Below are 13,917 nucleotides of genomic sequence, written 5' to 3'. Positions count from 1 at the left end.
TTGCTATATACAAATATTTGTAGAAAATTAAGTTGACGAAGGATTAATATGGGAGTTACAAAAAGCGATCTTTTCTCTGAGACTCAAAATGAACTGGCCCTTGCTGCAAAAGCATTTGCTCATCCCGCCCGCATAGCCATAATTGAATATCTCTTGAAATCCAGCAGTTGTATCAATGGCGATTTGGTAAATGAACTGGGCCTGGCCCAGGCTACTATAAGCCAGCATTTAAGGGAATTAAAGGAAATAGGTGTGATCCAGGGTACTATTGAAGGGACCCGGGTAAATTACTGTATCAACCCCGGGCGATGGGAAGAAATAAAAGAACAATTCAATAAAATCTTTGACCAATACATGCCCCCTCCAGCAAACAACTGCTGTTAGTTTGAGAATTAAACTGATAAAAATTTACCGCTATGAAACTTTCAGAAATTAAAAAGATCCTTACAGCTACAGAGACTATTCAATTTGAACTTCCTAACGGGGAGCTTGTGCCCCGCCATTTTCACGTGACAGAGGTGGGTAGAGTTTCAAAACATTTCATTGACTGTGGCGGGACGGTAAGGAAAGAAGAAGTTGCCAATTTTCAACTTTGGAATGCCAATGATTATGACCACAGATTGCACCCGGAGAAATTAGTACATATCATCCAACTGTCTGAAAAAATCCTTGGCCTGGACGACCTGGAAATTGAAGTAGAGTACCAGGGACAAACAATTGAAAAATTTGAGCTGGATTATGATGGCTGGAATTTCTTGTTGGTCCCAAAAAATACCAATTGCCTTGCAAAAGAAAAGTGCAACGTTCCTGTTGAAAGGTTGCAGATTGAGAAATCAAATTCCTGCGCCCCAAATTCCGGCTGTTGCTAAGGTTAAATAACAGTAAATAAACGAATTTATGACCAGAGATTCGACCCAACTCTTTCCCGAAATAGAAAGGGAAATAAAAGAACTCATAAACATACCTGTAGCTGAGGATCGAAAAAATATTTTACAACCACTTATCGACTACATTCAAAGTAAGGTAGGATCATTGGAGCCTGTTCGGCTTAATTTCATTTGCACACACAACTCCCGGAGGAGCCACTTGTCCCAGGTGTGGGCGCAGGCTCTGGCCTGTTACTTTAAGGTGCCGCAGGTAAGTTGTTACTCTGGCGGGACAGAGGCCACAGCACTTTTTTCTGCTGCAGCAAAAACCCTGGAAAATTCGGGTTTTAAAATTGAAAAACTTTCTGATTCCAAAAATCCTGTACACAGTATAAAATATAATACTAATGAGCACCCGGTTATTGGATTTTCGAAGACCTATGACCATAGTTTCAATCCACAGACCGCGTTTGCTGCTATCATGACCTGCTCCCAGGCCGATGTAGGATGCCCCTTTATTCCCGGTGCCGAAAAAAGGATCCCTGTTACCTATGAGGATCCGAAAGAATTCGACGGCAGCCCGAAACAGGAAGAAAAATATAGGGAGCGAAGCCGCCAAATAGCAGCAGAACTTTTTTATGTATTCTCTCAAATCAACCTAAAATAATGGCAGAAAAGAAGAAAATCGCATTTTTTGAAAAGTATTTAAGCCTTTGGGTTGCTCTTTGCATAGCCGCAGGAATTTTTATAGGATATATGGCGGGCGACGCCATGCAGATAATGAGCACCTGGGAGATCTACCAGGTGAATATCCCAATCGCAGTCCTTATCTGGATGATGATATACCCCATGATGCTGCAAATTGATTTTACCAGCATTAAGAAAATAGGTAAAAAACCAAAGGGGATTGTACTTACCCTGATAATGAACTGGCTCATAAAACCTTTCACCATGGCTTTCTTTGCCTGGATATTCTTCACGAAGATATTTGCTGCCTTTATCGATCCCGCACTTGCCGGGGAATACATTGCAGGTGCCATTATTCTGGGCGCCGCCCCCTGCACTGCAATGGTATTTGTATGGTCCTACCTCACAGATGGAGACCCAAATTACACCCTAATGCAAGTCTCTGTAAACGATCTCATCATTCTCTTTGCTTTCGTACCTATAGTAGGTTTGTTGTTAGGGATTACAGACGTTGTGGTGCCTTATGAAACTCTCATCCTTAGCATTTTAATATATGTTGTAGTACCTCTCATTGCAGGAATACTCACCAGCAACCTGCTTATTAAACGACATGGGACAAATTGGTTTCAGAAGGATTTTCTTCCAAAATTTAAGCCTGTAAGCATTATTGCGCTGCTTTTAACCCTCATTTTGCTCTTTGCCTTCCAGGGGGAAAATATTCTAAACAATCCGCTGGTAATTTTTCTTATAGCAGTACCCCTTATCATTCAAACCTATTTCATATTCTTTGCCACCTGGTTCACGGGGAAAAAATTAAATCTCTCACACAAGGTTTGTGCTCCCGCGGCAATGATAGGGGCAAGTAATTTCTTTGAACTTTCAGTTGCTGTGGCAATTGGCTTATTTGGACTGGATAGTCCGGCTGCCCTGGTGTGTGTAGTAGGAGTCCTGGTAGAAGTACCTGTGATGCTCTCCCTGGTAAATTATGCCAACAAGCAGAAATATTAGTGGAATAAAGATTATGCTTTAAGCTTATCGATTTTGAAGTCCAGGCACCATCGGCTCCCAACTCTTAGAGCCTGTAGTAAGGCCGAAAAGCCATTATTCAACACCAGTTCAGTTGCCAATGAAAAATTCATAAATTATCCTATTCCCCGGAAAATCGCAGAGAAAAATGTAAAGCGTTTTTTCTAACCTTTTGAAGATTTCAGGAAAATCTTATGTATTTTAATCTCTCAACCACTATTGCATCTTAAGTTTAGCGATCTCGCAATCCAGACCAGGTTCTTTTTTCACATTCCTAAATAACTCTGTTTTAACGAAATCGCTAAAAATATTTGGTACCATTTTTGAATAATTTTATGTAAGTTTGTAATAACCATACCAAAAAGCATGAAGCAGCACTACTTATTGAGTTTCTTATTGGTTTGTTTTTTGCTGTTTTCCAATGTGGTGGCAGCTCAAAGCAATACATTTCCTGCAAGCGTGCAGGAAAAGCCTATTTCCGGGCTATCTATTTATCCTAACCCGGTAACCGGGAATAAGGTTTATATCACTTCAGATAAAAATCAGTCAAAGGAGATAGAGGTCTATAATGTGCTGGGTAAGGTGGTACTTTCTGCTAAATTAATTGGAAAGGAACTGGATGTTTCAGAATTAACTCCGGGCATTTATATTTTGAAGATAAGGGAGGGGAACACCCAGGCAACCAGAAAGCTTGTGGTAAAATAAAATTTACTGCCCATAATTATACGGCTTCTCAAATGAGAAGCTTTTTTTATTTCTATTTTTGCCATTACCACGCTATGGACAAAAACCGAATTTTTTCTATTACTTCTGATAAAGATTTCCTGAAAACGGCACTGGAGGTTTTCAATTATCAATATAATACCATCGAGGTATACCGGGAATTTTGTGACCTGCTGAAGGTTATGCCGGAAGCAGTAACTTCCCTGCAGGAAATACCATTCCTTCCCATTGAATTCTTTAAAAGCCTAAAAATTTTTCCTGCTGAAGGTGAGGTTCAAAAGGTATTTACCAGCAGCGGCACCACAGGTAGCAATACCAGTAAACACCTTATAAAGGATATTGAGATTTACGAAGAGAGTTACAACAGGGCTTTCAGGCAATTTTACGGCAACGTTGAAGAATATGTGGTACTTGCCCTGCTACCCTCTTATCTTGAAAGAGATGGCTCCTCGCTCATTTATATGGCCAACGATCTTATTTTGAAAAGCAAACATCCCGAGAGCGGATTTTACCTGGACGACCTGGACATTCTAAGACATAATCTTAACCGCCTTGACAAAGCTGGTACCAAAGTGCTGCTTTTGGGAGTATCCTTTGCCCTTCTGGACCTGGTGGAAAGCTCTTCTTTTCAACTAGAAAATACAATTGTGATGGAAACCGGTGGAATGAAAGGCCGGCGTAAGGAAATGATTAGGGAGGAACTTCATGCAATCCTAAAAAAAGGATTTGGAGTAGATGCCATACATAGTGAATATGGCATGACCGAACTCTTATCACAAGCCTACTCAAGAGGCCACGGAATATTCCAATGTCCTCCCTGGCTGAAGATCCTTATAAGGGATCCTGAAGATGCCCTAACCTACCTGCCGGAAGGAAAAACCGGAGGCGTCAATGTCATTGACCTCGCGAATATCAATTCCTGTTCTTTTATCGCTACGCAGGACCTGGGAAAGGTCAAAGGGCGAAATCAAATTGAGATCCTTGGCAGGTTTGACAACAGCGATATTAGAGGATGTAACTTAATGGTTGTCTAAAGAACCTGATTAAAAAAATTTACTTTCATACGAAAGTAAATCTCCTGGTTTATTTGGAGCATATAAAGTGAGAAATTAAAAACAGAGATAGAAACAGTGCACATCCAGCACCCATTACTATTATTAAAAATGAGTTTTCAAGGTACATAATACTCCACATCCCAAAAAGATAGGTGATTGTGAAAAGAGTAAAGGAGAGAAACTTAAAGGATTTTCTATATTCCATAGCTGCCAGATTGGAATTAAAATTACCCAAATGACAGTTTACTAATTGATTTTCAACTTTATATAATCCTCAATTAAATGTTACCAGATTCTTCTGAGAATATTTTCACATTATTCCAAGAAGGATCAAAAGTGCTAAAGGCTCCAAAACCCGCATGGACAGGGGAGCTCACAAGCCGATAAAAACAGCAGTCAAAGAACTAAATATCAAAAGATTAAAAAATTTAAAATTTAACAGTTCGTCCTGTAATGAAAGCATAATCTCCCGACCTATATAATGTAAACATAATTTTTGGTTAGGTTTTTGTTTACAGCTAATTGAAGTTTTTTCATATTAGATTGGTTAGTTAGTTGCAAACCCCTTCAGGCTCTCGCCTGGAGGGGTTTTGTATTCTAAACCACTCTAATTATATAGGTATTCCTTTTACCCTTATTAAGGATCACAAATTTGTTATTTATAAGGTCATCCCGGGTGATCTTATAATCTTCACCCACTTTCTCTTTATTTACAGAGATAGAATTTTCTTTAAGTGCACGTCGCGCTTCCCCGTTGGATTTTAAAAAGCCAGTTTGTGCTGAAAGTGCTGCGATCATATCCAGCCCCTCTTCCACCTCATTAATTGGGATCTCAGCCTGCGGCACTCCTTCAAAGACATCCAGAAAGGTAGCCTCGTTTAGTTCCCGCAGGTCACTGGCAGTGCTTTTTCCAAACAGCACTTCAGATGCCTTTACAGCATTTTCAAAATCCTCCCTTGAATGTACCATTATTGTGATCTCCTCTGCCAGCCTCTTTTGCAATTGTCTTAAATGCGGCTCTTCTTTATGGTCTTCTACCAGCTGTTCCACTTCGTCCTTTGTAAGGAAAGTGAATATTTTGATATATTTTTCAGCATCCTCATCGCTGGTGTTGAGCCAGTACTGGTAGAATTTATATGGGGAAGTAAGATTAGGATCCAGCCAAATGTTCCCACTTTCAGTTTTGCCAAATTTTGTTCCATCGGCTTTTGTGATTAAAGGACAGGTAAGGGCGAAACCTTTACCGCCTCCAATGCGACGTATGAGTTCAGTTCCTGTAGTGATGTTACCCCACTGGTCGCTGCCCCCCATTTGCAGGGTGCAGTCAAATTCCCGGTAAAGGTGAAGGAAATCATATCCCTGTACCAGCTGGTAGGTAAACTCGGTGAACGACATACCTTCAGAAGCATCAGATGACAACCTTTTCTTAACCGAATCCTTGGACATCATGTAATTAACCGTGATATGCTTTCCCACGTCCCTTATGAAATCAAGGAAAGAGAAATCCTTCATCCAGTCATAGTTATTCACCAGTACAGCAGTGTTGTCCTTATTTCCTGTGAAATCAAGGAATTTCCCCAGCTGTTTTTTTAGGGATTCCTGGTTATGTCTAAGGGTTTCTTCATCCAACAAATTACGTTCTGCCGACTTACCAGAGGGGTCACCTATCATACCTGTAGCTCCTCCTACAAGGGCATAGGGTTTATGTCCACACAATTGAAAATGCCTGAGCATCATCACCCCAACAAGATGTCCAATATGAAGGGAATCTGCCGTGGGATCTATACCTACATACGCAGCTCTCATTCCTTCCATTAAATGTTCCTCTGTCCCGGGCATCACATCGTGCAGCATGCCTCTCCAGGTAATTTCTTCTACAAAATTCATATCTCTTAATTCTTAATTAATCACGTGTCTTCCCTTTCAAATATGGCTATTCTCTAACCGCACTTCTTGTCTTTTTTAAATACCTGCCCATTTAGGAAAACAGCGGTAAAGATACCAATAACTCGCATTTTTCCTAAGCTGAAAGTGCTATATTTACCTTATGATACTAGTTACAGGAGGAACCGGTTTGGTAGGATCCCATCTCCTGCTCGATCTTACTCAAACCGAAGAATATATAAGAGCTATTTACAGGGAGGGCAGCAGTTTTGATGCCGTAAAAAAGATCTTTGCCTTAAACCTTGGTAAGACTGAAGGTGAAAAACTCTATAAGAAAATAGATTGGGTAAAGGCACCGCTGGATGACATACCCGCCCTTAATAAAGCTTTTAAAGGAATAACCAGTGTTTATCACAGCGCAGCACTGGTTTCCTTTAATCCTGCAGATACAGCCGAATTAAGGAAAACCAACATTGAAGGCACAGCCAATATTGCGAACCTGTGTATAGCCTTTAAAGTGGAAAAGCTATGCTATATAAGTTCTGTAGCAACTATGGGTTTGACTATTGGCGAGGAATATGTTACAGAAAATTTCACCTGGCATCCAGAGAATGATCATACCGAATATGCCATTTCCAAACATGGGGCAGAGATTGAAGTGTGGAGAGCCTCACAGGAAGGAGTACCCGTGGTGATCCTTAACCCCGGGGTTATTCTTGGTGCGGGATCCTGGAAAAAAGGCAGCAGCCTAATATTTAAAAAGGTGGATGAGGGTCTCAACTATCATTTCCCGAAGGTCACAGGGTTTGTTGGTGTAAAGGATGTGGCAGCAGCAGCTATTAAAGCAATGGACTCTCCCGTAAAGAATGAACAATTTATTGTTATCACAGAAAATATAAGCTTTAAGAAAGTCCTGCAGTTTGTTGCCAAACACCTAAATAAACCAGCACCAGGGAAGCAACTTAAACCCTGGATGGTCTATATAGGCTGGATCCTCCAGAGTATAACTACCTGGTTTGGCGGAAAAAAGCTCATTAGGAAAGGTGATCACAAAAGCCTCTTTGAAAATACCTACTACTCAAATAAAAAGATCAAAGAGCAGCTGGATTTTAAATTTACACCCCTGGAAGAAGTTATAAAGGAAACAGCAGGCTATTACAGAAAGTGGAACAGCATTGATTATTGATCGCTTTCCTCAAATTCCACCTCCATCGCAGGAGGTAGAGAATCCTGCGGATTTCTCCTGAAGATCTCTGGATTTACATAGATAGAATCCCCAAACCTGTTTATTTGCAGGATGGAATCCTGTGGTTGTTCCCGAAGGGAATCACTTTCAGCCTCCCGTATGGAATCCTGCACTCTTCTCTCTTCCTCTCTTTGGTGTTCCAAAGTAGATTTAAGTTTTTCAAGATTACTTTTAACACGGGAATAGATACGCTCCAGATCTGATGGGAAATTGGCATAGTACCTGGTGCTTTGGGCAAGGCTTACACTGTCAATACCGTGCCTGTCATATAAGTATTCAATTGGCCTAAGCCCGGTATTTTCCAATTGCCGCCTGTTATAGTTCTTTGCAGAATTCAACAGGGAAAGGTCTGTAAGTACCTCTACCATTTTATTCTCGGGAATCAGGTTTTCCGGTTCTTTTACCCTATCGCTATCCCGACAGGAAAAAATCGCAAAAACCAGAAAAATGATCCACAATCTCCTCATTACTTTCTGTCAAAGGTTAATTGCTCTGCAATAGGAGAAAATGGCAACACTTTGAAATTCTTATAGACCAGCCTTCCATTAACAAAAGTATGGGTTACCCGTGATTTAAATGTCACGCCTTCAAAAGGAGACCATCCACATTTATAAAGTATATTATTTGGCTGCACTGCCCATGGAGAGTTGAGATCCACAAGAACAAGATCGGCTTTATATCCTTCCCTTATGAAGCCGCGTTTTTCGATCTGGAATAAAATTGCCGGATTATGACACATCTTTTCCACGATCTTTTCCAGGGTGATCTTCTCCTGGTGGTAGAGCTGCAACATCGCCGGCAGGGCGTGCTGTACCAATGGCCCTCCACTTGGAGCATTAGGATATTTATTTTTCTTTTCTTCCCTGGTATGCGGTGCATGGTCTGTAGCCACAACATCTATACGATTATCGATCAATGCCTGCAGCAGTGCTTCCTGGTCCTTTTTGGTTTTTACAGCAGGGTTCCATTTAATAAAGGTTCCCTTTTTCGCATAATCCTGATCGTTAAACCAAAGGTGGTGAATACACACCTCTGCCGTGATCTTTTTATCTTTAAGGGCTTTTTTATTATCAAAGAGAGATAATTCCTTAGCCGTAGAAAGATGAAAAACATGAAGCCTCGCGCCGGTTTTCTTTGCCAGTGCTACTGCGCGGGAAGAGGACAAATAACAAGCCTCCTCACTTCTTATTTTCGGGTGATTTTCTATTGGAATATCCTCCCCGTATTTTTCGAGTTGCTCCTCGTAATTCTTTTTAATAGTAGCTTCATCTTCACAATGCACCGCAATTAGCAAAGGGGATTTCGTAAAGATCTCCTCCAGCACTTTTTGATCATCTACCAGCATATTACCCGTGGAGGAACCCAGAAATAATTTTATAGCTGCCGTGGTCTTGGGATCAACTTTGAGGATCTCCTGCAGGTTGTCGTTGGTACCGCCAAACATGAAGGAATAATTCGCATAGGAGGTTTTCCTGGCAATTTCAAATTTTTCGTCTAGCTTTTCAATAGTAGTAGTGTTCGGCAGGGTGTTTGGCATTTCAATAAAGGAAGTAATCCCTCCTGCCACTGCTGCCATGGAGCCAGTTTCGATAGTATCCTTATGAGTGAGACCGGGTTCCCGAAAGTGCACCTGGTCATCTATGATCCCTGGCAACAGGTAATTCCCTTCTGCATCTATAATGTTCACATCTGGAGACTTGGCACTTATGCTATCTGCAATTTCAGCAATAACCCCATTTTCAATAAAAACATCTCCCTCTGTGATCGTTCCTTCATTAACGATTCGTGCATTCTTAATTAAAACCTTCTTCATTACGTTGACATCTTATTAAAAAGACTTTTAAATTTCATATTTATTACCCCAAAGACAGCTTCAGAAATTATTCCTCCACTCATTTTTGATGTTCCTTTCGTCCTGTCTGTAAAGATTACGGGAACTTCCTTTATTTTAAATTTCATTAAATGTGCCTTGAACTTCATTTCGATCTGGAACGCATACCCAACGAACTGGATCTTATCCAAATTGATCTTCTCCAGCACCCCACGCTTATAACATACAAAACCGGCAGTGGTATCGTGTATATCCATACCGGTAATGAGCCTTACATATTTTGATGCAAGCCAGGACATAAGTACCCGGCTCATAGGCCAGTTTATCACATTAACCCCGGTCTTATAACGAGATCCAATAGCAACATCGGCTCCTTTTCTCGAACAGGCATTATATAAACGTATAAGATCATTGGGATTGTGGGAAAAATCGGCATCCATTTCAAATATATACTGGTAATCCCTTGCAAGTGCCCATCGAAACCCATGAATATAAGCTGTGCCTAACCCCTGTTTTCCTGTACGTTCTTCCAAAAATAATGCCCCAAAAAATTCGGTTTGCAGGGTCTTCACTTTAAGTGCAGTATTGTCTGGAGAATTATCATCTACCACCAAAATATGAAATTTACGCTGCAGGGAAAAAATATTCCTTATTAAACGCTCAATATTCTCAATTTCATTGTAAGTGGGTATAATGATTATCCCATTTGACATGTCTGGATTTTTGCACAAATGTAACTATTTTTGAGGTTTAGACATTCAAAATAACTTTCAACTTTTAACCCTATAAATTATACCTTTGCATAAAATAATTATGTTTGGAAGCCCTCGAAAGATATAGCACTTCAAATGACCTCCCCACAGTTTTAATAGTACTCACGCTATTGTTGCTGGTACTGGGAAGACAGCTCTTCCAGCATAGATTTGAGGACTTTATATCAATTTTTAATTCAGGGAAATTCTTAATAATTAAGAATAGGGAGCACAAGGCGCTCTTTGGGTTCAATGTGATCATGTTCCTGGTTCATATCCTAATTATTACCCTGTTCCTCTTCGTGCTTTACAGGATCTTTGTGTCCCCGGTGCTACACGATTCCTGGATCATTCTTTTAAGGATCTTTACGGCCTATGGATTTTTTGCCTTGCTTAAAATTACCCTTGAGAAGATCGTTGCTAACGTTTTTGATATAGATGAAACTGCAGAACATTATTTATTTCAAAAACATACCTATCGCAATTTTATTTCCCTGCTATTCTTCCCGGCGGTGATATTTCTTATTTACTCACAAGAGCCCGCCAGAGCAGCCATAATGACAATAATTATATTTTTTCTTGTTGCCACGCTATACTCATTTTTTAGAATTACCAAAAAAAATCTGGGTTGGATCACGCGTAATTGGTTCTATTTTATTTTGTACCTTTGCGCTCTCGAAATTACCCCTTATGTTATTTTGTATAAGCTAATTACAACAAGCTAAGGTTTTAAATGTGATAATATATGAAAGTGAAAACAATTTTGATTTCTCAACCAGAGCCTAAATTAGAAAACTCACCGTATTCTGAGCTGGAAGAAAAACAAAAGGTAAAAATTGATTTCATTCCCTTTATACACGTAGAAGGGGTATCTTCTAAAGATGTAAGGCAACAAAAAATTGACCTTACCAAATACACTGCGGTAATATTAACAAGTCGAAACTCGGTAGATCATTTTTTTCGCATAGCCGAGGAAATGAGGTATAAGGTGCCAGACACCCTTAAGTATTTTTGCCTTAGTGAGGCCGTGGCATATTACCTGCAAAAATATGTGGTATATAGAAAAAGGAAGATCTATGTAGGAAAAAGGACGTTTGCTGAACTTTCTCCATATATTAAGAAATATAAAAATGAAAAATTTTTACTTCCTGCCTCAGATATGCTGAAGCCAGATGTTCCTAAAACTTTAAACAAGTTGGGCGTGGACTGGAAACAGGGAGTATTCTACAAGACCGTTGTAAGCGACCTGTCCCACCTTAGAGATGTCTATTATGATATCCTGGTTTTCTTTAGCCCAAGTGGGATCAAATCCTTATTTGAGAATTTTGCCGATTTTGAACAAAAGGACACAAAGATAGCGGTATTTGGAAATACTACAGCAAAGGCAGCTAAAGAACATGGCCTTGTTGTAAATATTATGGCACCAACACCCGAGACACCGTCAATGACCATGGCCCTTCAAAAATATATTAAAGAGGCCAACAAGAAATAAAGATTAACTTCCCTACATTGTAATTTTGAAAGCCGGTAAAATTGTAACGAATTTGCCGGCTTTCGCTTTTTATAAAGGGGCCATGTTTACATTCCTGTATCCTTCCCTTAACCAGCTCTTTATATTTAGCTAACATTCCCCCTACTTAAAAAAGGAAAGCTTAACCTGTACCAGGAGAGACTTCACATTCCCTTAAATTTTTTCTGCTATTCTTATTCTAATATTACTATAGTAATGCAAAATGAACTAAGAATATGAAAACTTTAATCATTCTAATCGTGATCCTGTGTGCAGGTATGATGAACTGCTCCGGCCCGACAAGCGAACTGGATTATCCCGATCCTGAGTTTAGGCAAGCCATCATTGGGAAATGGTATCCAGTAGAAACTTTATATAAAGGCGTGACCTATCCCTATGCAGGAAATGAAGAATGCGGCAGGGATTTCCTGGAGTTTTTAGTGGATAATAAAATAACCTATGTAAATATAACCAGCTGCGAAGAACGTATAGACCATTTGGGAACTTTTAATGTCACAGGCTACACACTTACACTAACCGATGCTAATGACCGGGAGTATTCTATGGAAATTGCCCGACTGGACACAAATTCCATGGAATTAATTTACACCGACAATCACGATGGTGACGGCACCCAGGAAGAAATAAGGTACTATTCACGGGAATAAAAAAGATCCGGCCCCCAAAAGAGAACCGGATCAATTGAACATCAGGTAATAACTTATACTAAAGGACCTCCGGAAAGGATCTCTTCATTTGCGTTTTCCTCAAATTTGGAAAAATTGCTTTTAAAGGAATTGGCAAGCTTATTTGCTTTTGCATCATAAGCCTCCTTATCACTCCAGGTTTCCCTTGGGTTTAATATCTCGTTTGGCACATTTGGACAATCTACAGGCATCTTCAACCCAAAAATTGGGTGGGTAGTGAATTCTACCTCATTAAGATTACCTTCAAGCGCAGCATCTATCATTGCCCTGGTGTACTTTAATTTCATTCTGCTTCCTGTTCCATATGGCCCACCGGTCCACCCGGTATTGACCAGCCAAACATTCACCCCTGCATCTTTCATTTTCTTGCTTAACATCTCCCCGTAAACAGTTGGATGAAGTGGCATAAACGGAGCCCCAAAGCAAGCAGAGAAGTTGGGTTGTGGTTCATCTACTCCTGCCTCTGTTCCTGCAACTTTAGCAGTGTATCCACTTATAAAATGATAGGCGGCCTGTCCCGGTGTAAGTTTACTTATTGGAGGCAATACTCCAAAAGCATCGGCTGTAAGGAAGAAAATATTCTTAGGGTTTTCACCAATAGAAGGAGTAACAATATTGTCAATATGATGGATTGGGTAACTTACTCTTGTATTTGGAGTAATGGAAGTATTTTCAAAATCTACATCCCCATGCTCATCAATAATTACATTTTCCAGGATTGCTCCCGGTTTGATCGCCCTGTAAATATCGGGTTCATTTTCTTCTGTTAGGTTTATTACCTTGGCATAGCATCCACCTTCAAAATTAAAAATGGTGTTTTCTTTTGTCCAGCCATGTTCATCATCCCCTATTAATCGTCTCTTAGGATCTGCAGAAAGTGTGGTTTTTCCTGTTCCCGAAAGTCCGAAGAAAATAGCGGTATCCTCCCCGGGTCCAATATTGGCCGAGCAGTGCATTGGTAAGGTATCTTTATGCACCGGCAGTATAAAATTAAGAGCAGAAAAAATTCCCTTTTTTATCTCTCCGGTATAACCGCTACCCCCAACAAGCGCAATTTTTTTTGTAAAATTAAGAATAGAGAAATTTCCCTGTCTTGTACCGTCCACATCGGGATCTGCCTTGAAGCCGGGAGCATTGATAACTATCCAGTCTTCCTTAAAATTCTTCAATTCCTCCTCCGTAGGCCTTAGGAACATGTTATAGGCGAACAAATTGGACCAGGGATACTCATTAACTACGCGAATATTTGTTTTGTAATTTTCATCGGCACAGGCATATGAGTCCCTTACGAAAACTTCCTTGCCTGAAAGGTATTCAACTACCTTATCATATAGCGCATCAAACTTATCTGGATCAAAAGGAATATTTATATCTCCCCACCATACTCTGTCCCTCGTTTCATCATCTTTTACAAGAAACCTGTCTTTTGGCGATCTTCCTGTAAATTCCCCGGTGTTCACTGCAAGTGCTCCAGAATTTACCTCAACACCCTGCTCCTTCTCAATTGTGATCCTGTGAAGCTCTTCGGGTGGGAGTTGATAGTGCACCTGCGCATCAGTGATCCCATAATCTTCTAACGAAATCGATTTCGTAATTTGTTTATTTGCCAACATAAAAGTTTAGGTTGTGT

General features: G+C 40.2%; 15 protein-coding genes. 10 read left to right on the top strand and 5 right to left on the bottom strand.

What is annotated here, in order from left to right; genetic code table 11:
• Positions 1-48: 48 nt before the first annotated feature.
• The 6 genes from FHG64_RS11305 to FHG64_RS11280 all read left to right on the top strand — a co-directional run bounded on the left by FHG64_RS11305 (position 49) and on the right by FHG64_RS11280 (position 4,336).
• Positions 49-384, top strand: coding sequence for an ArsR/SmtB family transcription factor (locus FHG64_RS11305; RefSeq protein WP_139066504.1), 336 nt, complete (start codon positions 49-51; stop codon positions 382-384).
• A gap of 32 nt (positions 385-416) precedes the next feature.
• Complete coding sequence (locus tag FHG64_RS11300) at positions 417-869, top strand: DUF6428 family protein (RefSeq protein WP_139066503.1); 453 nt, start codon at positions 417-419, stop codon at positions 867-869.
• Between the two features lie 28 nt (positions 870-897).
• Positions 898-1,533 (top strand): arsenate-mycothiol transferase ArsC, encoded by a 636-nt coding sequence (locus tag FHG64_RS11295; protein ID WP_139066502.1) that lies wholly within the window; start codon positions 898-900, stop codon positions 1,531-1,533.
• Positions 1,533-2,561, top strand: a complete 1,029-nt coding sequence (arsB, locus tag FHG64_RS11290; RefSeq protein ID WP_139066501.1) for an ACR3 family arsenite efflux transporter — start codon at positions 1,533-1,535, stop codon at positions 2,559-2,561. The genes FHG64_RS11295 and arsB overlap by 1 nt, the downstream gene beginning before the upstream one ends.
• A gap of 384 nt (positions 2,562-2,945) precedes the next feature.
• Positions 2,946-3,284, top strand: coding sequence for a T9SS type A sorting domain-containing protein (locus tag FHG64_RS11285; protein ID WP_139066500.1), 339 nt, complete (start codon positions 2,946-2,948; stop codon positions 3,282-3,284).
• A 32-nt stretch (positions 3,285-3,316) separates the two neighbouring features.
• Positions 3,317-4,336 carry a LuxE/PaaK family acyltransferase gene (locus FHG64_RS11280; RefSeq protein WP_394344178.1) on the top strand — a complete coding sequence of 340 codons (1,020 nt, stop codon included), beginning with the start codon at positions 3,317-3,319 and terminating at the stop codon, positions 4,334-4,336.
• Positions 4,337-4,954: 618 nt separating this feature from the next.
• On the opposite strand, the gene tyrS is transcribed toward FHG64_RS11280, so the two are convergent.
• Positions 4,955-6,244: a tyrosine--tRNA ligase gene (tyrS, locus tag FHG64_RS11275; protein WP_139066499.1), complete on the bottom strand. Its 1,290-nt coding sequence runs from the start codon at positions 6,242-6,244 to the stop codon at positions 4,955-4,957.
• A 160-nt stretch (positions 6,245-6,404) separates the two neighbouring features.
• Here tyrS and FHG64_RS11270 point away from each other — a divergent pair, with 160 nt between their 5' ends.
• On the top strand, positions 6,405-7,427 hold the full coding sequence (locus tag FHG64_RS11270; protein ID WP_139066498.1) for an NAD-dependent epimerase/dehydratase family protein: 1,023 nt from the start codon (positions 6,405-6,407) through the stop codon (positions 7,425-7,427).
• On the opposite strand, the gene FHG64_RS11265 is transcribed toward FHG64_RS11270, so the two are convergent.
• Genes FHG64_RS11265 through FHG64_RS11255 form a run of 3 tightly spaced genes read right to left on the bottom strand, consistent with a single transcriptional unit; the run spans position 7,421 to position 10,031 of the window.
• Positions 7,421-7,954 carry a DUF4296 domain-containing protein gene (locus tag FHG64_RS11265; protein WP_139066497.1) on the bottom strand — a complete coding sequence of 178 codons (534 nt, stop codon included), beginning with the start codon at positions 7,952-7,954 and terminating at the stop codon, positions 7,421-7,423. The genes FHG64_RS11270 and FHG64_RS11265 overlap by 7 nt on opposite strands.
• Positions 7,954-9,300: a dihydroorotase gene (locus tag FHG64_RS11260; RefSeq protein ID WP_139066496.1), complete on the bottom strand. Its 1,347-nt coding sequence runs from the start codon at positions 9,298-9,300 to the stop codon at positions 7,954-7,956. The genes FHG64_RS11265 and FHG64_RS11260 overlap by 1 nt, the downstream gene beginning before the upstream one ends.
• Complete coding sequence (locus tag FHG64_RS11255) at positions 9,300-10,031, bottom strand: polyprenol monophosphomannose synthase (protein ID WP_139066495.1); 732 nt, start codon at positions 10,029-10,031, stop codon at positions 9,300-9,302. Before FHG64_RS11255 ends, FHG64_RS11260 begins: the two co-directional genes overlap by 1 nt.
• 104 nt (positions 10,032-10,135) lie before the next feature.
• On the opposite strand from FHG64_RS11255, the gene FHG64_RS11250 reads away from it, so the two are divergent.
• The 3 genes from FHG64_RS11250 to FHG64_RS11240 all read left to right on the top strand — a co-directional run bounded on the left by FHG64_RS11250 (position 10,136) and on the right by FHG64_RS11240 (position 12,248).
• Entirely contained in the window at positions 10,136-10,795 is a 660-nt protein-coding gene (locus FHG64_RS11250; protein WP_139066494.1) for a DUF4271 domain-containing protein, read from the top strand.
• A 20-nt stretch (positions 10,796-10,815) separates the two neighbouring features.
• The gene (locus FHG64_RS11245; protein WP_139066493.1) at positions 10,816-11,562 is read left to right on the top strand and encodes a uroporphyrinogen-III synthase; all 747 of its coding nucleotides are present in this window, start codon (positions 10,816-10,818) and stop codon (positions 11,560-11,562) included.
• A gap of 254 nt (positions 11,563-11,816) precedes the next feature.
• The gene (locus FHG64_RS11240) at positions 11,817-12,248 is read left to right on the top strand and encodes a lipocalin-like domain-containing protein (protein WP_139066492.1); all 432 of its coding nucleotides are present in this window, start codon (positions 11,817-11,819) and stop codon (positions 12,246-12,248) included.
• A 53-nt stretch (positions 12,249-12,301) separates the two neighbouring features.
• Here the strand turns inward: FHG64_RS11240 and pckA are convergent, their stop codons facing one another.
• The gene (gene pckA / locus FHG64_RS11235; protein WP_139066491.1) at positions 12,302-13,900 is read right to left on the bottom strand and encodes a phosphoenolpyruvate carboxykinase (ATP); all 1,599 of its coding nucleotides are present in this window, start codon (positions 13,898-13,900) and stop codon (positions 12,302-12,304) included.
• Between the last annotated feature and the right edge of the window lie 17 nt (positions 13,901-13,917).

It is taken from the genome of Antarcticibacterium flavum (assembly GCF_006159205.1).
Lineage (GTDB): Bacteria > Bacteroidota > Bacteroidia > Flavobacteriales > Flavobacteriaceae > Gillisia > Gillisia flava.
This window is presented reverse-complemented; position numbering and strand designations above follow the sequence as displayed.